We start from the raw sequence: 20,651 nt of genomic DNA, 5'->3' as shown, positions 1-20,651 counted from the left end.
CTCGGATTTACCGCCGTTTCTCTATCCCGCCGTCGCCTAAGAGTACTTCGTTTTCACGCCAGTCTGCGAAGAACCTTCTTTTTTTCGGGAGACGAGTCAGGGCCTGGCGGGTGGCGACAACGCGCTCGCCCCGTCGACTGACGGGGCGAGCAAGTGAGGGAGGGGCGAGGTCGTCGCCGCTCAGCGGTGGCGCATGCGCAGGATGGCGTTGAGCACGTCGCGGCGGGTCACGATGCCCACCAGCCGGTTCTGCTCCACGACCGGGTAGACCTTGGGCTTGTTGCCGAGCATCTCCTGGGCCAGGTCGGTGATGCTCTTGGTGGGGGATACCGAGAGCACCTCGTGGCGCATCAGGTCGCTGACCAGCGGTGGTTCGTCGTTGAGGTAGGCACTCTCCAGCACCTTGCCCATCACGTCCTGCTCGGAGATGAAGCCGATCAGGTGGTCGTGGTCGTCGACCACCGGGACGCCGGGCAGCCGGTGCAGCGAGAGGCCTTCGGCCAGCGTCGAGACCGAGGTCTTGCCGGTGACCCGGTAGCAGTCGCGTGACATGATCTCACGCACGATGGTGGGGGCCTTGTTGGGCATGAAGGGTCTCCTTGTGCCGGTTTGCCCTTAGCATAGCCGACCATGGCGGCTTGTCCGCCTCGCTCCGGCGGGCGGCTTCAACGCTCGGCGGCGTCTGTGGAACCCGGCACGCCATCACCCCCTCCAAGTTCTCACCATTCCTTGATCCTCCGGAGCCCGCCCATGGATGCACGCGAATACCTCGCCAGACAGGGGATCGACGGCGAACGCGACCGCGAACGCCCCAACACCCTGGAAGAGAAGGCCTGGGCCCGTGCCCGGGAGGCCGGCGATCACCGCCCCCGGGCCGGCACGCCTTATGACTGGGAAGAGTGGGAGCGCTACCACGACGATCTGGCCGAGGGTGCCGAGTCGATCACCCAGAAGATTGACCGTGAGGCCCACCGCCGCGCCCTGGATCATGACAGCGCCCCCCGCGACGATGCCACTGTCAGGAGCCATGTGCCTTCCCGGGGGCGCGAGGTGGGTGACAGTGGTACCTTGCCTCCGTTGCCCGATCAGGCTCCCGCTGAACCGCCACGGGTGCGCCTGGCGTTCAGGATGTTGGCGATCCTGCTGCCGCCCCTGGCCCTTGGCCTGGCCGGACAGTCCCCACGCCGGGTGCTGGTCGCCGTGGCATTGACTCTGCTGGGCTGGATACCCGGGGTGGTATACGCCTGGCGACGGCTCTCGAGCCCCTGAGGTGCGAGCCTCTTGGCAGTGGGGTAGTACCCCCTGTAAGCTTGGTAAACCTTCTTTTGAATTGAGGTTTACCGATGGGCTTCCTGGTTGGTGTTACCGTCCTGTGGGCGTTCTCCTTCTCGCTGATCGGCGTCTACCTGGCCGGCCAGGTGGACAGCTACTTTGCGGTGCTGATGCGTGTCGGGCTGGCGGCACTGGTCTTCCTGCCCTTCCTGCGCCCACGGCTGTTGAGAGGACGGCAGCGCTGGCTGCTGATGGGGCTCGGGGCGGTGCAACTGGGCGTGATGTACCTGTTCTTCTACCAGTCATTCCTGCTGCTGTCGGTGCCGGAGGTGCTGCTGTTCACCATCTTCACGCCGATCTATATCACCCTGCTCGACGATGCGCTGTTCGGCCGCTTCACCCCCTTCTACCTGGCCACCGCGGCGCTGGCGGTGCTGGGTGCCGCGGTGATCCGCTACGCCGACGTGGACAGCGGCTTCTGGCTGGGCTTCCTGGTGGTACAGGGTGCCAACCTCTGTTTCGCCCTGGGGCAGGTGGGTTACCGGCGGCTGTCGGCCGAGCTTCCCGACGCATTACCGCGCCACAGCGTGTTCGCCTGGTTCTATCTAGGGGCCCTGTTGGTGGCGGTACCTGCCTTCGCATTCCTCGGTAACGCCGCCGCGCTGCCCACCACCGGCGTGCAGTGGGGGGTGTTGCTGTGGCTGGGCCTGGTGGCCTCGGGTCTCGGCTACTTCCTGTGGAACCTCGGTGCCGTGCGGGTGGATGCCGGCGCGCTGGCGATCATGAACAACGCGCTGATTCCGGCCGGGCTGGTGGTCAACCTGGTGATCTGGAACCGCGATGCCGACCTCGCCCGCCTGGGGCTCGGTGGCGCCATCATCCTGGCGGCCCTGCTGCTCAACGAGTGGTGGGTGCGTCGGCGCTCGGTGGAAGCGGCCTGAGGTCCGGTTTGCTCGGGACCGGGTCGCTCGCCATAATGAGCCGCTGCGATGCGAGAGGCCCCCGAATGCCATCCCAACAGAGAACACCCGAGGGGCGCGAGACGCCACCCTTCCGCAACATCGGCCTGATCGGCCGCCTGGGCAGTGCCAAGGTGGTCGAGACCCTCAAGCGGCTGATGCGCTTCCTCGATGAGCGTGGCCTGCATGTGATCGTCGAGGATCGTACCGCCACGGTGCTGCTCGACCATGGCCACCCCGAGGCCAGTCGTCGCATGCTCGGCGAACTGTGTGACCTGGTGATCGTGGTCGGCGGCGATGGCAGCCTGCTGGGCGCGGCTCGCACCTTGTGTCACAGCGGCACCCTGGTGCTTGGTGTCAATCGTGGCCGGCTGGGATTCTTGACCGATATCTCCCCCGACGAGCTGGAGGAGCGGGTGGGTGAGGTGCTCGAGGGGCGCTATGAGGTAGAGGAGCGCTTCCTGCTCGATGCCGAGCTCTACCGCGGCGACACCCTGATGGGCAGCGGCGACGCCCTCAACGAGGTGGTGCTGCACCCCGGCAAGGCGGTGCGCATGATCGAGTTCGAGCTGTTCCTCGACGGTCAGTTCGTCTACAGCCAGCGCAGCGACGGCCTGATCATCGCTACCCCCACCGGCTCCACGGCCTATTCGCTCTCCGGCGGCGGGCCGATCATGCATCCGCGGCTGGATGTGCTGACTCTGGTGCCGATGTTTCCGCACACCCTGTCGAGTCGCCCCATCGTGGTGGATGCCGGAAGCGAGATCCGCATCCATATCGGCGAGACCAACCAGACCTATCCGCATATCAGCTGCGACGGCCAGACCCGGGCGGTGGCCAAGCCCGACGACGTCCTGGTGATTCGCCGCAAGCCCCAGACGGTGCACCTGGTGCATCCGGTGGGACACAATTTCTACGAGGTCCTGCGCAGCAAGCTGGGCTGGAGCCACCGCCTGGGAGATTGACGTGAACAAGCGGGCGAGGCTCGAAGGCTATGACCTGATCGGCGATGTGCACGGCTGTGGTGCCACCCTGGCCGCGCTGCTGGAGAAGCTGGGCTACCACCAGCGCGGCGGGGTCTACCGCCATCCGCGGCGCAAGGTGATCTTCCTCGGCGACCTGGTCGACAGGGGGCCGCGTATCCGGCTAGCGGTGCAGATCGCCCGGCGCATGGTGGAGGAGGGCGAGGCGCATATCGTGATGGGCAATCACGAATACAATGCCCTGACCTACTGCCAGCGTGCTCCCTCCGGACTGGGGCGCGACTGGCTGCGCGAGCATACCCCACGCAACAACCGCATCATTCGCGAGACCCTGGAGCAGTATCAGGACCATCCCCAGGAGTGGGAGGATGCCCTGGCCTGGTTTCTGGAGATCCCGCTGTGCCTGGAACTCGATGGTCTGCGCGTGGTGCACGCCTGTTGGGACCAGCCGCTGGTCGACGAGCTCTATCGGCGGCGTCCCAATGGCCGCATGGACGAGGCCTTCCTGGTCGAGTCCACGGCGCCCGGCACCCGGGCCTTTCATATCCTCGATCGCCTGACGCGTGGCACTCAGATCCCCCTGCCGCTGGGCGTGGACATCCACTCCGGAGATGGCTTCACCCGCCGCAGCTTCCGCGCCCACTTCTGGGCACGGGCGCCCGAGACCTGGGGCGATGTGGTGTTCCAGCCCGACAACCTGCCGGGGGACCTCGAACAGCGTCCCTTGACGGCGGAGGAGCGAGCTCGCCTGAGCCATTATGGTCTCGACGAGCCGCCGCTGTTCATCGGGCATTACTGGTGCGAGGGCATTCCCGCGCTGCCGGCTCCCAATATCGCCTGCCTGGACTACAGCGCGGTCAAGTTCGGGCGTCTGGTGGCCTATCGATGGAGCGGCGAGTCGCGCCTGGATGCCGACCACTTCGTGTGGCTGGGAGTGCCCCGGGAAGAGCGGGTGCGTCCCCAGCCGTGGGAGATCGATCTCGATTGATACAAACCGTTACAAAATTCCTGGGCCGGGGGCTGAACTCCCGACCCTATCCGCCATCTGAGTAGGTGTTCCCTTGAATGATCCCTTGCTCTTGTCCGGCGGACCCTCCGCCGGATTTTTTATGCGTGTCCGTCCAGCGCTTGCCGTCGACACTTCCCTCCGCTCGAGGTAATGCCATGTACCGTGTGATGCTGCTGCCCACCGACGCCGATACCCGAGAGTTGCGCCGCGCCCTGTGGGCGGCGCGCATCGGCCATCGCATCACCGAGGAGGCGGAGGGGCAGCTGCTGTGGCTGGCCGACCCGGCCCAGCACGAGGCGATGGTGGAGGTGGTGGGACGCTGGCAGCGCGGTGAGCCGCTGCCGGTCGAGACGCCGCCGCTGCGTCCCGGCAATGCCGACTCGCTGCTGTCGGTGCTGCGCCAGGTGCCGCTCACCGCGGCGACCCTGGGCCTGTGCCTGCTGGTGTTTGCCGCCATGGCGGTGTTCGGCGATCTGGTGATTGCGGGGCTTGCCATCGTGCCTCTGGGGATCAGCCCGGCCGGCACCCTGTCGGTGGGTAGCCTGACGGAGGCGCTGGCGTCGGGCCAGGTGTGGCGGTTGCTGTCGCCGGCCTTCCTGCATTTCGGCTGGATGCACCTGATCTTCAACATGCTCTGGCTGTGGTATTTCGGCCGCCAGGTGGAGGCGCTGCAGGGCAGCCTGCGCATGCTGACGATCCTGCTTGCCGCCGGGATCGGTGCCAACCTGGCCCAGTACGCCGCCGGAACCGCGCTGTTCGGCGGCATGTCCGGCGTGGACTTCGCGCTGCTCGGCTATGTCTGGCTGATGTCGCGGCGCGCCCCGGGCAGCGGCTTCTTCGTGCCCCAGATGCTGGTGGTCTTCATGCTCGGCTGGATGCTCTTCACCATGACCGACATGGCCGGTGCAGTGGGCTTCGGCAACGTGGCCAATGAGGCACACCTGGGCGGCCTGGTCGTGGGCCTGGTGATGGGCTGGTACTATTCCGGGCGGGCACGCCGGCAGCGCTGATCTCGCCGTCACCGCATTGCGTATGAACACAGAGAGATGAACCATGAGCGATATGACCTTCGAGCGCATGATCCAGCAGATGACCCCGGCCATCTACACGAGCCTCAAGCAGGCGGTGTCCCTGCGCAAGTGGCCCGACGGCCGGATGCTGACCCGCGAGCAGACCGAGCTGTGCCTCGAGGCAGTGATGCGTTTCGAGGTGGAGAACAATGTGCCCGAGAGCGAGCGGGTAGGCTACCTCGAACGGCGCACCTGCGGCGGCGCCAGCAGCGGGGCGAATGTCGACCCCGCGCTGGCCGGCCTGGCCAAGGATGCCGGCCGTGACTGAGTCCATTGCCGCGGCCGCCGAGGTGACGGGCTGCCTGACCAAGATGGCCATCGTTCCGGGGCAGGGCGGCGAGCCCGCCCGCTATACCCTGCGCGCTGGCGAGCAGCGCCTTGACCTCAACGAACGCCTTGGCAAGCCGCTCTCGCTTGCCTGGAGCGGTGCCATCGCCTGCACCCACTGCGGCCGCGCGACGAAGAAGAGTTTCGCCCAGGGCTACTGCTACCCCTGCTTCAAGCGCCTCGCCCAGTGCGATACCTGTATCGTCAAGCCGGAGACCTGCCACTTCTTCGAGGGCACCTGCCGAGAGCCGGAGTGGGCCGAGCGACACTGTTTCCAGCCGCATATCGTCTATCTGGCCAACGCCTCGGGCCTCAAGGTGGGGATTACCCGCGGCACCCAGGTGCCGACCCGCTGGCTCGACCAGGGCGCCGTCCAGGCGCTGCCTGTCCTGGTCGTGGATACCCGTCAGCAGTCCGGCTTCGTGGAGGTGCTGTTCAAGGAGGAGGTCTCCGACCGCACCAACTGGCGAGCCATGCTCAAGGGCGAGACCGCAGCGCTCGACCTGCCCGCCGAGCGGGACCGCCTGCTGGCGCGCCTCGAGGCCGGCCTCGCCAACCTGCGTGAACGCTTCGGTGCGGATGCCATCCGCGTGCTGGACGAGACACCGGTGGCTCTCGACTATCCGGTGCTCGAGTATCCCACCAAGGTGGTCTCCCATAACCTCGACAAGAGCCCGGAGGTGTCCGGCACCCTGCTGGGCCTCAAGGGGCAGTACCTGATACTGGACAGCGGTGTGATCAACCTGCGCAAGTACACCGGGTACGAGGTCAAGGTCGTCGCCTGACGCCTCGGCTATCCTGTCGGCTGAGCCCACGATGACAGCCGACAGGAGACGCCCGATGAGCGAGACCATGCGCGCCATGCGCCTGCATGCCCCCGGCCAGCCGCTGGTGCTGGAAACCCTGCCGCGCCCTCGACCGGGGGCCGGAGAGGTCCAGCTGCGGGTGCTGGCCTGTGGCGTGTGCCGTACCGACCTGCACGTGGTGGATGGCGAGCTGACCGAACCTCGCCTGCCGCTGGTGCCCGGCCATGAGATCGTTGGTGAGGTCACCGCACTGGGGGAGGGGGTGAGCGGACTCGCGATCGGCCAGCGCGTCGGGGTGCCCTGGCTGGGCTGGACCTGCGGCGAGTGCGCCCCCTGCCGGCGCGGCGAGGAGAACCTCTGCGAGCGCGCCGAGTTCACCGGCTACACCCGCGATGGTGGCTACGCCGAGTATTGCGTGGCCGATGCCCGCTACTGCTTTCCCGTGCACGGCGACGATGCCCAGGCGTGTGCACCGCTGCTCTGCGCGGGACTGATCGGCTACCGCACCTGGCGCCTGGCCGGCGGCGAGGCGAACCAACGCCTGGGTATCTACGGGTTCGGCGCCGCGGCGCATATCCTGGCACAGCTGGCCGTCGCCCGAGGCCAGCGCGTCTTCGCCTTTACCCGACCCGGTGATGCCGAGGCCCAGGCCTTCGCCCGCCGCCTCGGCGCCGAGTGGGCCGGTGGCAGCGACGAGGTACCGCCTGAACCCCTCGACGCCGCCCTGCTGTTCGCCCCGGTGGGCGATCTGGTGCCCACCGCACTCGCCCAGGTGCGTCCCGGTGGCGTGGTGGTCTCCGGTGGCATCCATATGTCCGATATCCCGAGCTTTCCCTACCGCCTGCTGTGGGAGGAGCGCAGCGTGAAGTCGGTGGCCAACCTGACCCGTCGCGACGGCGAGGAGTTCCTGGCCCTGGCCCCCGGGGTGCCGATTCGTACCGAGACCCGCGCCTACCCCCTGGCGCAGGCCAACCAGGCGCTTGATGACCTGCGCGTTGGGCGCCTCTCCGGGGCGGCGGTGCTGATTCCCTGACCTTCGGCCGCCCACGTGCCAACGCGACCAGGCCCCTCGCAAGGGGCCTGTGGATGCCTCGGTGTGTGGATGGCGCGTCAGCCGGAGTCGGCGACCGTCGGGTAGGGGTTGTCCGGCATCAGCGTGCGCGGTAGCGCCGGACGGCGGGTATCCTCCTTGGGACCGTAGTACTCGGCCAGGTAGTCGAGGATGGTGTCCTCCGTCTCGGGCTGGAACTCCCACAGCCCCTGGGTCTCCTGCATCCAGCGGATCAGGTACTCCCAGTGGTTGCGAGTGCCGCTGTTCTGGGTCACCAGATTGGCCGAGTGGCAGGCGGTGCAGTTGCTGCGGACCGTCTCCCAGCCCTCGGCCATCACCAGGCCGGTATCGGGGTCGCTCTCCTGGGCGGCGACGCTCAGCGGCAAGCCGAGCATCGCGACACCCAGCAGCGGGTTGATAAGCCTCTTGAAACGCATCATGGCTACCTCCTAGGTTCTGTCTGGAAAGTCGGCACGTAGACAGCGATCTATGCAGGCCAGGCATACCATCGCTCTGAAGCTGCTGGCCAACTTGTCGTAGCGGGTGCAGACGCGGCGCAGTTCTTTAATCCACCCGAAACAGCGCTCGATGATGTTGCGTTCTCGATAGCGCACCTTGTCGAAGCCCCGTGGGGCGCCAGGGCGCGGTTTTCGCTTCATCTTGCGCCGGGCAATGATCGGCTTCATGCGGTGCCTATCACAGTAGCGGCGAAGCGGGTCGCTGTCATAACCCTTGTCCGCCACGATGTAGCGACAGCGCTTACGTGGCCTGCCCCTGTTTCCAGGCAGATGAACGTGTTCCATGGCCGGGATGAAGTGCCGTGTATCCGAGTCCTGACCGGGAGAGAGTGTGAAGGTCAGCGGCCATCCATGCCGATCACAGACCATGTGGATCTTGGTCGTCAGACCGCCACGGCTGCGGCCCAGGGCATGGTCTACGGGCTCCTGGTGTCCCCCTTTTTGCCGCCTCCAGAGGCGGCACGGGTGGCGCGGATCGACGTTGAGTCGATCATCCAAGTGTCCAGGTCCATCAGGCCATCCTCTCGCAAGCGGAGTTGGAGACGCGCCAGGATGGCTTCGAAGGTGCCATCGTCTCGCCACTGACGGAAGCGGTCATAGACCGTCTTCCAAGGACCGTAGCGCTCCGGCAGATCGCGCCACTTGGCGCCTGAGCAGAGGATCCAGAAGATGCCGTTCAGCACCTGGCGGTCATCACGGCGGGGGCGCCCCGTCCTTTGTGGCGGCGACACGATGTCCTCGATGAGGGCCCAGCCGTTGTCGGAGATCTCGTAGCGTCCTGCCATGGTTCACCTATGCTGCTGAGGCATAGGTGACATTAGCAAATTCGAGTTTTCGGACAAAGCCTAGGCCACCTGGACCGCGATGCGGTGACAGGCGTTGTTGAGGTAGCCCTTGGGGTTCCAGCCCGGCACCACCATGGGCTGGGAGTGCCCCTCCTCGTCGGTGGCCCTGGCCCATACCTCGTAGTAGCCGGTCTCGGGGAACTCCACGGCGGTGGTCCAGCGCTGCCAGGCCAGGCGGTTGGGGGCTTCCTTCAATTCGGCCTTCTGCCAGGTGGCGCCGAAGTCGATGGAGACGTGCACCTCCTTCACGGCCAGGTCGCCGGCCCAGGCATGGCCGCGCACCTCCATGGCCTCGCCGAGGGCGTGGTCGATCCCGGACTTCGGGAAGGTTACCAGCGACTTCACCGGCATCGACTCGATGGTCACGAAGTCCTCTTTGGGCACCACGCTGCCCGGGGCGACCGGGTTCTTGGGCACACTGTAGGAGGGGGCGCCCATCTTGGTGCCATCGTGCTTCTGGTTGCGGATCACGATGCGCTTGAGCCACTTGCCGGAGACCGACCCCGGCCAGCCGCCGCAGACGACGCGCAGGGGGTAGCCGTTGAGGTAGGGGATGTCCTCACCGTTCATCGCCCAGGCGATGAGCGACTCGTCCTCCAGGGCCTTGGACATGGGCACGCCGCGCGAGATCGGGTCCTTGCCAGGGTCGCCGCTGGCATGACGGTCGGCGCCGTAGTAGCCGATATAGACGGCATCGTCCTTGATCCCGCAGGCCTCCAGCACGTCGCGCAGGCGCACGCCGGTGAAGGTCGGGCAGGCCACGGCGCCGGTGGTCCACTGGTTGCCGCTGGCCGAGGGCACGTACTCGCTGCGTCCGTTGCCACCGCACTCTACCTGGAGCTGGTAGGTATGATGCTCGAACTTCTCCTTGAGGTCGGCGATGGTGAAGGTCTGTGGGTTCTCGCAGGATTCCCCGCCGATCTCCAGCTCCCAGGTGTCGGCGTCGATGCTCTCCACCTCGGGAGGGATGCCGTTGTTGCGCACGAACATGTACTTCGCCGGGGTGATGTCGTCATCGAGCAGGTGGGCCGGGGTCTCGGCATTGATCGGACGGTCGTTGAGGACGGTCAGTCCCTCCTTGCCCTCCAGGGTGAAGGGCTCCTCGCTCTGGGCGAGGGCCGCCGGGATCAGGCCGCCAGGCATCTTGTCGGCAAAGGGAATCGAGCCACCCACTGCGGCCGCCATGGCCAGCAGGCTCGAGCGCTTGAGGAAGCCGCGGCGGGTCACCGGGTCGACTTCGCGGTTCCACAGCAGGCGGTCCGCTGCCTCGGGGTCCTCGGCGTAGAGCTCATGGAGGCCGCGAGTCCTGGTGTCGGGGGGGAGTTTTGTCATGGCGCTGCTCCTGGCGGGACCGGACACCAGCTTCCCGCTGGCGCCGGCCCCTTGTTGTGCTTGTGGTTTTGGTGCCGGAGTCGTCCCTTGCTCGGGTATTACGTTATTCCAGCCTAGCAGGATTGCGGCAAATTGCCGCTCGGGGTGCAGGGGTCACCCCAGGCATGCAGCTTACTTGCGCCGTCGCAGCCCGCACGTATCGGTGGACCCTGGGCGCGTCGGTGACAGTCTGGCGGGCGCGGGCTCAGCCCGGCCTGGGCAGGATGCGTCGGTAGCGGTCGAGGCGTTCGTCGAGCCAGGCCCCGGTGAGGCGGGGAGGCGGTGTGGTGCTGGGCACGCGCAGCGTGAGCAGGAACCAGCCGCTGGCGCCGGATGACTCGGGAAGGGCGGCGGCGAGGCCGGTCGGCAGTCGCTGCGGACGCCGCCAGGCGAGCTCGAGGGCGTCGCGTTCCAGCAGATACTGGAAACGTGCGGCGTCGCGCAGTATGGAGATGGCGCCTTCGGCGACACCCCGGGAGAGGCTCTCCAGGGTGCGGTAGGCCGGCGCGCCAGCGGCGCGACAGGCGTGGGTGCCGGCCACGTGGCAGCGCTCGCGGGCCTCGGGGGGCTCGGGCCAGCTGCCCCCGGCCAGGCGCTTCGCGGTGGCAGGGTAGGCGAGGGCGACGGCCAGCGCCGGGGTGCCGTCGGCGAGGCGCGCCGCCTCGTCGACCACGGTGCCGTGGCGCAGCTGGTCGCACAGCCAGCGATAGTCGCTGGCCTGCTGCACGCTGGCGCGGGCCTCGTCGGCGGTGTGGCTGGCGCCCTGCAGGGAGCGCAGCAGGGAGAGGGTTCTGAGTATCACGCTATGGCCTCGCGGTGGACGCCGCTATCTTCCTGGCTGGCTGCTATCCATGCAAGTAGGGAGATACTGAGCGTTCAAAACGAGCACCGCCCGGCACGTGGCCGGGCGGTGAGGTCGGGCGGGGTCGCCGGGATCAGGCGGTGGCGGGCTGGCCCACCAGCTCCTTGAGGGACTCCTCGACGATGGCCAGGCCCTCTTCCAGCACCTCGTCCTCGATGGTGACGGGCATCAGGAAGCGGATGGTGTTGCCGTAGAGGCCGCAGGAGAGCAGGATTAGCCCCTTCTCGCGGGCACGCTTGCAAAGCGCCGCCGCCAGGTCGGCATTCGGGGTGTGCTTGGCCTTGTCGGAGACCAGGTCGATGGCGGCCATGGCGCCCATGTGGCGGCCGTTGTCGACGCAGTCGAACTGCTGCTGCCACTTCTCGAAGCGCTTGCCGAGCTTCTCGCCCAGCGCCTGGCTCTTCTCGAGGATGTTCTCCTCCTTGAAGACGTCCAGCACCGCCAGCACCGCGGCACAGGAGACCGGGCTACCGGTGTAGGTACCGCCCAGGGAGTTGGCCCCGGAGGCGTCCATGTGCACGTCGGTACCCACCACGGCGGAGATCGGCATGCCGTCGGCCATGCTCTTGGCCATGGTGATGATGTCCGGCTCGACACCGCTGTGCTCGATGGCGAACATCTTGCCGGTGCGGCCGAAGCCGGACTGCACCTCGTCGATGATCATCAGCATGCCATGCTCGTCGCAGATCTCGCGGATCGCCTTGAGGAAGCTGGCCGGGGCGGGGTAGAAGCCGCCCTCGCCGAGCACCGGCTCGAGCACGATGGCCGCGGTGTCGCGGGGGTTGGCGTCGGTCTTGAGCGCCATCTTCAGGCCGCGCAGGGCCTCATCCTCGCTGACCCCGTGGTAGGGCACCGGGTAGGGCGCGCGGAAGACGTTGCCCGGCATGCTGCCGAAGTCGGCGGCGTAGGGGGCGACCTTGCCGTTCATGGCCATGGTCATGAAGGTGCGGCCGTGGTAGCCGCCGTCGAAGCAGATCACGTTGTTCTTGCCGGTGGCGGCACGCGCGACCTTGACGGCGTTCTCCAGCGCCTCGGCGCCGGAGTTGGCCAGCATCACCTTGGCGTGGCCGCGCACCGGGGTGACCTTGCTGAGCTGCTCGGCCACCTTCACGTAGCCCTCGTACGGCATCACGGTCTGGCAGGTGTGCATCACCTTGTCGAGCTGCGCCTTGACCGCCTCGACCACCTTGGGGTGGCGATGGCCGATATTGAGCACGCCGATGCCGCCGGCGAAGTCGATGATGCGGTTGCCGTCGGCATCCCAGATCAGGGCGTTCTCGGCGCGGTCGGCGAACTGGGTGGCGGGGCTGGCGGCGCCGTTGGCGACGTAGCGCTTCTTCAGGTCGTTGAGTTCAGCGTTGGTCATGTTGCCTCCTGGTGGTTGAGTGGCGGACGTTACAGGCCGCCGACACACACATATTTTAGTTCAGTATATTCATCCAGGCCGTGGTGGGAGCCTTCGCGCCCGAGGCCTGACTCCTTGACGCCGCCGAAGGGGGCCAGCTCGGTGGAGAGGATCCCCTCGTTCACCGCCACCATGCCATACTCCAGCCCTTCCATGACATGCCAGATGCGACGGTAGTCGCGGGCGTAGAAATAGGCGGCGAGGCCGAACTCGGTAGCGTTGGCCATGGCGATGGCCTGCTCCTCGGTCGCGAAGCGGAACACCGGTGCCAGGGGACCGAAGGTCTCCTCGCGGGCGACCCGCATCTCCTCGCTGACATCGGCAATCACCGTAGGTTCGAAGAAGGTGCCACCCAGGGCGTGGGGCTTGCCGCCGGTGACCAGGCGCCCCCCCTTGGCCAGGGCGTCGGCGATGTGCGCCTCGACCTTCTCCACCGCCGCGGCATTGATCAGCGGCCCCTGGGCCACGCCCTCCTCGAGACCACTGCCCACCCGGAGCTCGGCCACCCGGGCGGCCAGCTTCTCCACGAAGGCGTCGTAGACGCCGTCCTGCACCAGCAGGCGATTGGTGCACACGCAGGTCTGCCCGGAGTTGCGGTACTTGGAGGCGATGGCGCCCTCCACGGCGGCGTCCAGGTCGGCGTCGTCGAAGACGATGAAGGGCGCATTGCCGCCCAGCTCCATGGAGGCCTTCTTGACGGTGCCGGCGCACTGGGCGAGCAGCTTCTTGCCCACCGGGGTGGAGCCGGTGAAGGAGATCTTGCGTACTCGCGGGTCGCTGGTCAGCACCTCGCCGACCTCGGCCGGGCGACTGGCGGTGACCACGTTGATCACTCCGGCCGGGAAGCCGACGAGCTCGGCCAGGCGTGCCAGCGCCAGGGCGGTAAGCGGCGTGGCCTCGGCGGGCTTGATCACCACCGGGCAGCCGGCGGCCAGCGCCGGGGCGCACTTGCGGGTGATCATCGCCAGCGGGAAGTTCCAGGGGGTGATGGCCGCCACCACACCGATGGGCTCGCGGAACACCAGGATGCGCTTGTCGACGCCGTGGCTGGGCAGGGTCTCGCCGGCCACGCGCTTGGCCTCCTCGGCGTAGAACTCCACGAAGGAGGCGCCGTAGGCCACCTCGCCCCGGGACTCGGTCAGCGGCTTCCCCTGCTCCCGGGTCATCAGCCGGGCGAGTGCCTCCTGATGGTCCATGATGGCGTCATACCAGCCGCGCAGCAGGTTGGCCCGCTCCTTGGCGGTGCGCTTCCGCCACGCAGGCCAGGCGGCTTCGGCGGCGGCCACGGCGTCGCGGGTGGCGTCGGCGCCCAGGTCGGGTACCTCGGCGAGCACCTCGCCGCTGGCGGGGTCCGTGACGGCGAAGCGCGTCTCGGCATCGCGCCACTCGCCGGCGATGAAGGCCTTGGGGATCAGGATATCGGGCAGCTCTGGCATGGGTCCTCCGGGGGTGTTGTTGGCATAATTTACGCAGTGTGCATTATTTAAAACGCTGCGCCAAGCAGATGGCATCCGCTAACGGTGATGGATGAAAGATCGCGCCAGTCATCGGCGCCGGCGATGCTTTCCGCTACAATATGGCGCCTAAAATCATGGCGCCTGAAATCATGGCCCCTGACAGCACGGCGCCCAGTGTCACTGACGCCGGACGACTCCCACGTCGACATCTTCCGGCCGCTGCGAGCGGCCCTTGCGACCTGATATCGAGGTGAGCATTGATCGATCTCCTGAACGCCTGGTGGGCCCAGCAGCTGGTGCTCTGTGACTGGGCCTTCGACCCCGACCCGCTCAGCGTGGAGCCGGAAGATGCCCGTGCTCGACTGTCGATCCTGGCGGTACCCGATCGCGGTGAGCTTGGCTGGCGGTTGCTGGAGTCACTGGGCACCGGTGGTGCCGATGCCGACCCGGCCAGGCTGCTGGCGGCTCTCGAGCTGGCCGCCCTGGGCGCGGCCGCGGGCTGGCTGGACGAGGCCCAGGCACGCGCCTGGGCCCACTGGCTGGCCGGCGAGGTCGTGGCCCACCATCGCGACCTGGACGCCTGGCTGGAAGCGCTGCGCCGCGCGCGCAGTGCCGATGGCTGGGTGCGCGGCGATGATGGCTTCGCCGATGCCTGCGAGGCGCTGGCGGTGCTCGAACACGAGGGGGAGGGAATCACCTGGGAGCGTCTCGGCGAGTGGCTGGCGGTGCATGATCGTCCCGAGGCACCCTGGCCCGGCGGCGGTGGCGCGGCGGCCTGGCGGCTGCGTGCCGGCTTTGCCCCGGTGCTGGCCCTGCCCGCCGGCGAGCACGACTGGGCGGGCCTGGCCGAGTGGCTCGCCGAGGACTGGCGGGTGCACAGCCGCGAGGACCTGCTGCGGGTCCTGCTCTGGTTGGGAGCTCAGGGCGACCGCCAGGGCTGGGACCTGGATGCCACTCGGCTGTTGGCCCTGGATCACGATGCCCGTCGTGCCTGGTGCGCTGGGCTGGAGGCGGACGAGCGCCGCTACGGTCGCACCCTGCTGGCCTTACTGGAGCAGGGCGAGCCGCTGGAGTGGGCCGCCTGGGACTGGCTGCGCCTGGTGGACCTGGCCTGGGCGGGCGCCTGCCTGGGGTGGCTCGAGGCCGAGGAGGCCGAAACCTTCGCCCTGCATGCGGCCGACCTGATCCAGCACCGCTACAGCGACTGGTCGGCCCTGGCGAGGGCCTACCAGCGCGGACGCAGCCTGTTCGATGGGCGCGACCTGCTGGGAGCGTTCGAGAGCGACTGGCGCCTGCTGCTGCAGTCGCCGCTGAGCCCCTGGCGGGTGCCGCTGCAGGGGCTGGTCGACGAGGAGCGGCTGGCACCGGCCCGCGAGGCGATGCGAGGCTGGCGTGCCGATCCTCGCCACTGGGTGCTGGCACTGGCTTCGGTGCGAGAGCCGGAGCTCGCCGTGCGCCAGGGACCACCGGTGGCAGTGAGCGCGGCGCGCCGTGACGATGCGCTGGGTTTTCTGGCCGAGAATCTCGACCTGCATCCCGAAGAGGGAGTCGCGGCACTGGAACGCTACTGGCTGCCGGCCCAGGCGCATCACCTGAACCAGCTCGCTGCCGATGCGGCCCACGGAGCCCTGCCGCCGGCCGAGACGCCCTTCGGGGTGGCGGAGCCTGCCGCGCTGGCCCAGCGTGATGGCCTGCGCCGGGCCAGCCATCATGCGGCGACCATCCATATGGCAGAGAAGTACGCCTTCTACCTGCAGATGGCCTTCGACAGCGAGGCCTTCGATGTCGACGGGCTGGAGGCCCTGGCCGAGGCGCTGCGCGGCTCCCTGTGTCGCTTCTACCCCGATTCCCGACGCCTGCTGGAGGCCTGGGTCAGCTGGGACTCGCTGCTCCCGGAGGAGGACCAGCCGACTCTCGCCCTGGAGATCCGCTGGCACCTGGAGGACCCGGGCAGCCTGTTCCACTGGCTCGACTGGCGGGTCGACGAGTGGCGTGAGCCCGGCCCCCGCCCGAGGCTCTCGCAGTTTACCGCGCTATCACTGGTGGGGCCGCTCAACAGTCCGCCCTGGAGCGTGCCGCACCGCGAGAGCGAGCGTGAGGCGGTGGCCATCCGCGAGTGGGTCGATGGCCACTACGGCCTGCATTCCGCCGAGGAGCTCAGCGAGTTCCTGGACTTCCTGCTGGAGAACGGTGATCGCCAGGAGTACCAGATCAACTACGCCCCCTACACGCTCAATTCGGCCCGCCTCGCCTCTGAGATAGCCACCCTGGAGAGCGGCGAGTGCAGTGACGAGGAGCGCACCCACCTGCTGCGTCTCCAGCGGGTTCGCGACAACGAGGATGGCTGCAACGAGACCGACCTCACGGCCTGGGATCTGGCCCAGGCGGTGGACCTGGCGGTCGCCGGTCGCCAGCTGGGCTGGCTGGAGTCGGCGGCCTTCGACAGGGTGCTGGAGCGAGCCCACGGCCTGGCCGCGTCCCACTACTCCGGTTGGGATGCCTACGCCCGCGGCTTCTACGCCGGCTTCTCCTTCTTCATGGGGGAGACCCCGGAGCGCGAGAGCTTCCTGGCGGGCCTTCGTCAGGCCTTGGTGGCCTGGCTCAGTGCCGCGCCACCCCTGGCGGGACCCTGGGCCAGCCTGGAATTTCCCGGTGCCCGGCCGCGTCACTGGGCGCCGATGCATATCGATACCCTGCCGGGCGACGCCCGGCTGCTGCACTGAGGCGATGCGCGGGGCTCGCCAGCCCCGCGATGCTGGTTTATAGTCGTTCCCGAATATGCCATGGCTCCACCTGTCGGGAGCCCCGTATCACTCGAGCCGCCGACAGGCCGCTTCGGCAGTGCTACCGGCCTTGGCCGGCGTCACTGCCACAGCGTTGCTCCCCGCCCCGGATCCACGATGCCGGCGGGCGTGGCTCAGGGAAGAGGTCGCTGCAGGATGGTCGTCAACCCCTTGTGCCGTACCCTGCTGGTTGTCGTGTCATTGGCCGTGCTGGCCGGCTGTGCCTCGACGTCGCGGGATCGCGCTTCCCTCGACGCCGAGGAGCCCTATTTTGCCCGTGACTTGCCGGGCCTTCCCGGCGGCTGGGACCCCATGATGTCGCCGGTGGACAACCCCATCCTCGAGGCACGTCGTCTCGGCAATCCGCCGCCGGCGCTGGTGCGTCAGGCCCTGCTGGCCCAGCACGAGCGCTGGGTGGGCACTCCCTACCGCCTGGGCGGTACCTCCCGGGGAGGAGTCGACTGTTCGGCTCTGGTGCAGAATGTCTTCGAGGAGACCTTCCAGCTCTCCCTGCCGCGCACCACCGGTGAGCAGGTGAGCCAGGGGCGTCCCGTTGCACGCGATGAGCTGGCCCCGGGCGATCTGGTGTTCTTCCGGCCGCCCGGCACCTACCGCCACGTCGGCATCTATGTCGGCGAGGGGCGCTTCCTGCACGCCTCCTCCTCGCGAGGGGTGATGATCTCCAAGCTCGACAACAGCTACTGGCGTCGCCACTACTGGCAGGCTCGGCGTGCCCTGGAGCCGACCAACCTGGCCCAGCGCCTGCAGGCCGACGTCGACGCCTGAGGGGGCAGGGCGCCCGCCATTCAAGGTCTGTCATGATTCGCATACGCAGCGCCGCCTGGTGGCGAGCCACCCTGGCATTGAGCCTGGGCTCGCTGCTGGTCTTCATCAATCTCTATGCGCCGCAGCCGCTGCTGCCTGACCTGCGCGAGGCCTACGGTGTCTCGACGCTGGTGGTGGGGCTGGTGATGTCGCTGGCCACGCTGGCGCTGGCGGCCTCGTTGCTTGTCTTCGGGCCACTGTCGGATGCCATCGGCCGCGCCGGCATCATGCGTCTCAGCCTGCTGGCGGCGGGACTGCTCTCCCTTGCCCTGGCCCTGGCGCCCAACTTCGAGACCCTGCTGGCGCTGCGCACCCTGCAGGGCTTCGTGCTGGGTGGCCTGCCGGCGGTGGCCATCGCCTGGATGGGCGACGAGTTCGAGCCCGATGCCATGCTGGCCGCCGTGGGCCTCTATATCGGTGCCAACACCCTGGGTGGGATCAGCGGGCGCGTGGTGGGCGGTGGCATGGGTGAGCTGGGCGGCAGCGCGTCCGGCTTCCTGGCGGTGGGGCTGATCACCCTGGCAGGGGTGGTACTATTCTGGAAGCTGCTGCCGCCGTCGCGGGGCTTCACGCCGCGCCGCTTCGAGCTGGCCGGCGCCGTCGCGGATCTCGGTGCCCACCTGCGCAACCCGACCCTGCTCTCGGCGTACCTGCTCGGCGGGCTCAACTTCCTGATCTTCATCAACCAGTACAGCTACATTACCTTCCGCCTGGCGGCTCCGCCCTTCGACCTCGGTGCCACCCTGCTGGGGCTGATCTTTCTCACCTACCTGGGCGGCACCCTGGGCTCGTCGCTCTCCGGGCGACTGGTGCGCCATCTCTCCCAGCCGGCCTGCATGATGATGGGCATCGCCATCTTCATGGCGGGCACCCTGGTGACGCTCTCCGACAGCCTGCCGCTGATCCTGGTGGGACTGACCATCAACGCCTTCGGCTTCTTCGTGGCCCACTCCATGGCCTCGAGCTGGGTGGGGCGGCATGCGCGCCAGGCGCGGGGCAGCGCCTCGGCACTCTATCTGGTGTTCTACTACACCGGCGCCAGCCTCGGGGTGTTCTGGCTGGAGCCGTTCTGGCACCTGGGCGGCTGGAGGGGAGTGGCACTGGGTTCCTGGCTGGTGCTGGGTGTGACGCTATCCATCGCCATCTGGCTGTGGCGGCGGCGTCCGGAGGGTGCCGCCGCCAGCTGACTCGTCACCGGCATGCACACGTAAAAGAGGCAGCCAATCGGCTGCCCCTTCACGATGCGGTGTCGCTCACTGAGTGACTCAGTGCTCGTGGCCACCCTCGCCGTGCACATGACCGTGCTCGACCTCTTCCTCGCTGGCTTCGCGCACCGAGGCGATCTCGACGTCGAAGTTCAGGGTCTGGCCTGCCAGCGGGTGGTTGCCATCGACGGTGACGGTGTCGCCACCGACTTGGGTCACGGTGACCATCAGCGGGCCGCCCTGGGTCTGGGCCTGGAACTGCATTCCGGGCTCGATGCTCTCGACACCCTGGAAGGCGTCACGCGGCACTTCCTGAACCAGCTGCTCCTGCTTCTCGCCGTAGCCCTCGGCGGGCGTCACGGTGGCGTTGAGCTTGTCGCCGGCAGCGCGGCCCTCAAGCTCCTTCTCGAGGCCCGGAATGATGTTGCCGGCGCCGTGGAGGTAGGTCAGCGGCTCGCGGCCTTCCGAGCTGTCCAGCACTTCACCTGCGTCATTGGTCAGGGTGTAGTGGAACGCGACAACGGAATTTTGCGCAATCTGCATTATTGAAGAACCTTTCGGTGAGTGCATGTCGTGGGCATGGTAACGCGACGGGCACATCCTGTCAGGGGCGATGGGGCATTTTCAGGATCTTCGCCACCATCCTGAGTCGTGTTCACCCGCATCAGCGCCGACCTTCGGATGGTTGCGTCGCCCCGGTGCCGGGGCTAACCTAGCGTCCACTCGAATCTTCCAACGACACTCACTCGAATCCTGGAGACCCCCATGGCCCAAGTCGTGATCTGGTTGATCGCCTTCGCAGCGATCCTGTTTCTCTCGCTCAAGCGCTGGCCGTCGCTGAGTGCATCGCTGGATTGCCTCCTGCCCCAGGCGATGAAGACCGGTGGCAACAACAGCGTGGTCTGGAGCCTGGCCCTGGCCGTGATCGGTGCCACCACCCTGGTGCGTCCGGTGGACGTTCTGATGACCGCCATCGTGGTCGGCATCCTGGTGCTGGTCGCCGTCAAGCTGGGTGGCTGGGCGATGAGCAAGGTGGATTTCCACTGAGCCGTTGGCCTGGCCACTGGCCAGGCCATTCGATGCGCCATGCGAAAGGCCCGCGGATCTCTCCGCGGGCCTTTCTCTGTTTATGCCGGCATTTCAAGCCGGCATTGCCAGTTCATCACCAGGCAGCGATGAGCGCCGGTGCCTCAGTAGGGGGCGACGGTGATATTGCTGCCACTGCCGATCAGGCGCACGCGCTGACCGACCTGGAAGGCCTGGTCGGCCTTCTGCACGACCACGATATCGATGCCGTCGTCACGACGGATCTCCATCTCCCAGGCACTGACCCGGTTGGCGGACTCCTCGATCTTGCTGCCAGCCACGCTGCCGGCGATGACGCCAGCGGCGGTGGCCAGGGTACGCCCGGAGCCACCGCCCACCTGGTTGCCCAGCAGGCCACCGATCACCGCACCACCGCCGGTACCGACAATGCCGCCGGCACGGCTGTCGGCCTGGACCTGCACCTGGCGCAGGGCCTGGATGGTGCCGAAGCGCACGGTCTGTTCGGCACCGACCTGGTTGCTGCTGTAGACGTTGCCGCCCATGGAAGCGGTGTTGGCACAGCCGGCCAGCGTCAGGGCGCCGATGGCGAGTACGGGGAGAAGACGTTTCATGGGAATCATGCTTGACCTCCTGGGGCGTTCACCGAGCGCCATGGCTTCGATGACTTCCTGTCGAGTGAGCGAACACTGTTTTGTTAATTCAAGTTTACCCGGGACCACCATGCTTGGCCAGCACCGGGCGGGTGATTGCTGTTCATTCTAGCCCGATAAGGTGACAAGAAAAGTGGATATTCACCGGCGGTAATAGAATTTGCGCACACAAAAAAAGGGGAGGCGTGAGCCTCCCCAAGGTTCCA

At 67.5% G+C, this 20,651-nt stretch carries 21 protein-coding genes; 12 read left to right on the top strand and 9 right to left on the bottom strand.

The genetic code is table 11. From position 1 onward, the window contains the following. Positions 1 to 180 precede the first annotated feature (180 nt). Positions 181 to 588, bottom strand: a complete 408-nt coding sequence (locus GRB96_RS12740; RefSeq protein ID WP_023005815.1) for a CBS domain-containing protein — start codon at positions 586 to 588, stop codon at positions 181 to 183. Between the two features lie 162 nt (positions 589 to 750). Here GRB96_RS12740 and GRB96_RS12735 point away from each other — a divergent pair, with 162 nt between their 5' ends. The 8 genes from GRB96_RS12735 (at position 751) to GRB96_RS12700 (ending at position 7,459) form a co-directional block, all read left to right on the top strand. Further along, positions 751 to 1,269, top strand: coding sequence for a YqaE/Pmp3 family membrane protein (locus tag GRB96_RS12735; RefSeq protein ID WP_161432489.1), 519 nt, complete (start codon positions 751 to 753; stop codon positions 1,267 to 1,269). Positions 1,270 to 1,343: 74 nt separating this feature from the next. Next, the gene (locus GRB96_RS12730) at positions 1,344 to 2,213 is read left to right on the top strand and encodes a carboxylate/amino acid/amine transporter (RefSeq protein WP_161432488.1); all 870 of its coding nucleotides are present in this window, start codon (positions 1,344 to 1,346) and stop codon (positions 2,211 to 2,213) included. 65 nt (positions 2,214 to 2,278) lie between these two features. Next, positions 2,279 to 3,196 (top strand): NAD(+) kinase, encoded by a 918-nt coding sequence (locus GRB96_RS12725; RefSeq protein ID WP_161432487.1) that lies wholly within the window; start codon positions 2,279 to 2,281, stop codon positions 3,194 to 3,196. Position 3,197: 1 nt separating this feature from the next. Further along, on the top strand, positions 3,198 to 4,202 hold the full coding sequence (locus GRB96_RS12720; RefSeq protein ID WP_161432486.1) for a metallophosphoesterase: 1,005 nt from the start codon (positions 3,198 to 3,200) through the stop codon (positions 4,200 to 4,202). A gap of 176 nt (positions 4,203 to 4,378) precedes the next feature. Then, positions 4,379 to 5,233 carry a rhomboid family intramembrane serine protease gene (locus tag GRB96_RS12715; RefSeq protein WP_161432485.1) on the top strand — a complete coding sequence of 285 codons (855 nt, stop codon included), beginning with the start codon at positions 4,379 to 4,381 and terminating at the stop codon, positions 5,231 to 5,233. 43 nt (positions 5,234 to 5,276) lie between these two features. After that, entirely contained in the window at positions 5,277 to 5,561 is a 285-nt protein-coding gene (locus tag GRB96_RS12710) for a YeaC family protein (protein ID WP_161432484.1), read from the top strand. Then, the gene (locus GRB96_RS12705; protein ID WP_161432483.1) at positions 5,545 to 6,405 is read left to right on the top strand and encodes a DUF2797 domain-containing protein; all 861 of its coding nucleotides are present in this window, start codon (positions 5,545 to 5,547) and stop codon (positions 6,403 to 6,405) included. Before GRB96_RS12710 ends, GRB96_RS12705 begins: the two co-directional genes overlap by 17 nt. A gap of 55 nt (positions 6,406 to 6,460) precedes the next feature. Continuing rightward, the gene (locus GRB96_RS12700) at positions 6,461 to 7,459 is read left to right on the top strand and encodes a zinc-dependent alcohol dehydrogenase family protein (protein WP_205743535.1); all 999 of its coding nucleotides are present in this window, start codon (positions 6,461 to 6,463) and stop codon (positions 7,457 to 7,459) included. A 77-nt stretch (positions 7,460 to 7,536) separates the two neighbouring features. Here the strand turns inward: GRB96_RS12700 and GRB96_RS12695 are convergent, their stop codons facing one another. From GRB96_RS12695 to GRB96_RS12670, 6 genes are all read right to left on the bottom strand, one after another. Continuing rightward, complete coding sequence (locus tag GRB96_RS12695) at positions 7,537 to 7,917, bottom strand: hypothetical protein (RefSeq protein WP_205743534.1); 381 nt, start codon at positions 7,915 to 7,917, stop codon at positions 7,537 to 7,539. Positions 7,918 to 7,926: 9 nt separating this feature from the next. Further along, a protein-coding gene (locus tag GRB96_RS12690; RefSeq protein ID WP_161432482.1) for an IS5 family transposase occupies positions 7,927 to 8,780 on the bottom strand; the annotation gives its coding sequence in 2 pieces (ribosomal slippage) (positions 7,927 to 8,438 and positions 8,438 to 8,780; 855 coding nt in all). A 60-nt stretch (positions 8,781 to 8,840) separates the two neighbouring features. After that, positions 8,841 to 10,172, bottom strand: a complete 1,332-nt coding sequence (locus GRB96_RS12685; RefSeq protein ID WP_161432481.1) for a sulfite oxidase — start codon at positions 10,170 to 10,172, stop codon at positions 8,841 to 8,843. Positions 10,173 to 10,416: 244 nt separating this feature from the next. After that, positions 10,417 to 11,013: a hypothetical protein gene (locus tag GRB96_RS12680; protein ID WP_161432480.1), complete on the bottom strand. Its 597-nt coding sequence runs from the start codon at positions 11,011 to 11,013 to the stop codon at positions 10,417 to 10,419. A gap of 133 nt (positions 11,014 to 11,146) precedes the next feature. Then, entirely contained in the window at positions 11,147 to 12,439 is a 1,293-nt protein-coding gene (gene gabT / locus GRB96_RS12675; RefSeq protein ID WP_161432479.1) for a 4-aminobutyrate--2-oxoglutarate transaminase, read from the bottom strand. Between the two features lie 29 nt (positions 12,440 to 12,468). Beyond that, positions 12,469 to 13,914, bottom strand: a complete 1,446-nt coding sequence (locus GRB96_RS12670) for an NAD-dependent succinate-semialdehyde dehydrogenase (RefSeq protein WP_161432478.1) — start codon at positions 13,912 to 13,914, stop codon at positions 12,469 to 12,471. A gap of 278 nt (positions 13,915 to 14,192) precedes the next feature. Here GRB96_RS12670 and GRB96_RS12665 point away from each other — a divergent pair, with 278 nt between their 5' ends. From GRB96_RS12665 to GRB96_RS12655, 3 genes are all read left to right on the top strand, one after another. Then, entirely contained in the window at positions 14,193 to 16,658 is a 2,466-nt protein-coding gene (locus GRB96_RS12665) for a DUF1266 domain-containing protein (protein WP_161432477.1), read from the top strand. A 216-nt stretch (positions 16,659 to 16,874) separates the two neighbouring features. Next, positions 16,875 to 17,504, top strand: coding sequence for a C40 family peptidase (locus GRB96_RS12660; protein ID WP_161432476.1), 630 nt, complete (start codon positions 16,875 to 16,877; stop codon positions 17,502 to 17,504). Positions 17,505 to 17,536: 32 nt separating this feature from the next. Continuing rightward, on the top strand, positions 17,537 to 18,730 hold the full coding sequence (locus tag GRB96_RS12655) for an MFS transporter (protein ID WP_161432475.1): 1,194 nt from the start codon (positions 17,537 to 17,539) through the stop codon (positions 18,728 to 18,730). Positions 18,731 to 18,808: 78 nt separating this feature from the next. Here the strand turns inward: GRB96_RS12655 and GRB96_RS12650 are convergent, their stop codons facing one another. Beyond that, positions 18,809 to 19,291, bottom strand: coding sequence for an FKBP-type peptidyl-prolyl cis-trans isomerase (locus tag GRB96_RS12650; RefSeq protein ID WP_161432474.1), 483 nt, complete (start codon positions 19,289 to 19,291; stop codon positions 18,809 to 18,811). Positions 19,292 to 19,513: 222 nt separating this feature from the next. Here GRB96_RS12650 and GRB96_RS12645 point away from each other — a divergent pair, with 222 nt between their 5' ends. Continuing rightward, a complete protein-coding gene (locus tag GRB96_RS12645) occupies positions 19,514 to 19,795 on the top strand; it encodes a hypothetical protein (RefSeq protein WP_161432473.1) in 282 nt (93 codons plus the stop codon). Positions 19,796 to 19,938: 143 nt separating this feature from the next. Here GRB96_RS12645 and GRB96_RS12640 read toward each other — a convergent pair whose 3' ends face one another. Further along, positions 19,939 to 20,406, bottom strand: coding sequence for an outer membrane lipoprotein (locus tag GRB96_RS12640; RefSeq protein WP_161433116.1), 468 nt, complete (start codon positions 20,404 to 20,406; stop codon positions 19,939 to 19,941). Positions 20,407 to 20,651: the final 245 nt, after the last annotated feature.

The organism is Halomonas alimentaria (assembly GCF_009902005.1).
Taxonomy (GTDB): domain Bacteria; phylum Pseudomonadota; class Gammaproteobacteria; order Pseudomonadales; family Halomonadaceae; genus Halomonas; species Halomonas alimentaria.
This window is presented reverse-complemented; position numbering and strand designations above follow the sequence as displayed.

Coding starts and splice junctions, on each gene's coding strand:
- GRB96_RS12710 (WP_161432484.1), top strand. CDS start 5,277: ATGAGCGATATGACCTTCGAGCGCATGATCCAGCAGATGACCCCGGCC.
- GRB96_RS12670 (WP_161432478.1), bottom strand. CDS start 13,914: ATGCCAGAGCTGCCCGATATCCTGATCCCCAAGGCCTTCATCGCCGGC.
- GRB96_RS12645 (WP_161432473.1), top strand. CDS start 19,514: ATGGCCCAAGTCGTGATCTGGTTGATCGCCTTCGCAGCGATCCTGTTT.
- GRB96_RS12700 (WP_205743535.1), top strand. CDS start 6,461: ATGAGCGAGACCATGCGCGCCATGCGCCTGCATGCCCCCGGCCAGCCG.
- GRB96_RS12685 (WP_161432481.1), bottom strand. CDS start 10,172: ATGACAAAACTCCCCCCCGACACCAGGACTCGCGGCCTCCATGAGCTC.
- GRB96_RS12650 (WP_161432474.1), bottom strand. CDS start 19,291: ATGCAGATTGCGCAAAATTCCGTTGTCGCGTTCCACTACACCCTGACC.
- GRB96_RS12735 (WP_161432489.1), top strand. CDS start 751: ATGGATGCACGCGAATACCTCGCCAGACAGGGGATCGACGGCGAACGC.
- GRB96_RS12730 (WP_161432488.1), top strand. CDS start 1,344: ATGGGCTTCCTGGTTGGTGTTACCGTCCTGTGGGCGTTCTCCTTCTCG.
- GRB96_RS12655 (WP_161432475.1), top strand. CDS start 17,537: ATGATTCGCATACGCAGCGCCGCCTGGTGGCGAGCCACCCTGGCATTG.
- GRB96_RS12725 (WP_161432487.1), top strand. CDS start 2,279: ATGCCATCCCAACAGAGAACACCCGAGGGGCGCGAGACGCCACCCTTC.
- GRB96_RS12740 (WP_023005815.1), bottom strand. CDS start 588: ATGCCCAACAAGGCCCCCACCATCGTGCGTGAGATCATGTCACGCGAC.
- GRB96_RS12660 (WP_161432476.1), top strand. CDS start 16,875: ATGGTCGTCAACCCCTTGTGCCGTACCCTGCTGGTTGTCGTGTCATTG.
- GRB96_RS12640 (WP_161433116.1), bottom strand. CDS start 20,406: ATGAAACGTCTTCTCCCCGTACTCGCCATCGGCGCCCTGACGCTGGCC.
- GRB96_RS12715 (WP_161432485.1), top strand. CDS start 4,379: ATGTACCGTGTGATGCTGCTGCCCACCGACGCCGATACCCGAGAGTTG.
- gabT (WP_161432479.1), bottom strand. CDS start 12,439: ATGACCAACGCTGAACTCAACGACCTGAAGAAGCGCTACGTCGCCAAC.
- GRB96_RS12695 (WP_205743534.1), bottom strand. CDS start 7,917: ATGATGCGTTTCAAGAGGCTTATCAACCCGCTGCTGGGTGTCGCGATG.
- GRB96_RS12705 (WP_161432483.1), top strand. CDS start 5,545: ATGCCGGCCGTGACTGAGTCCATTGCCGCGGCCGCCGAGGTGACGGGC.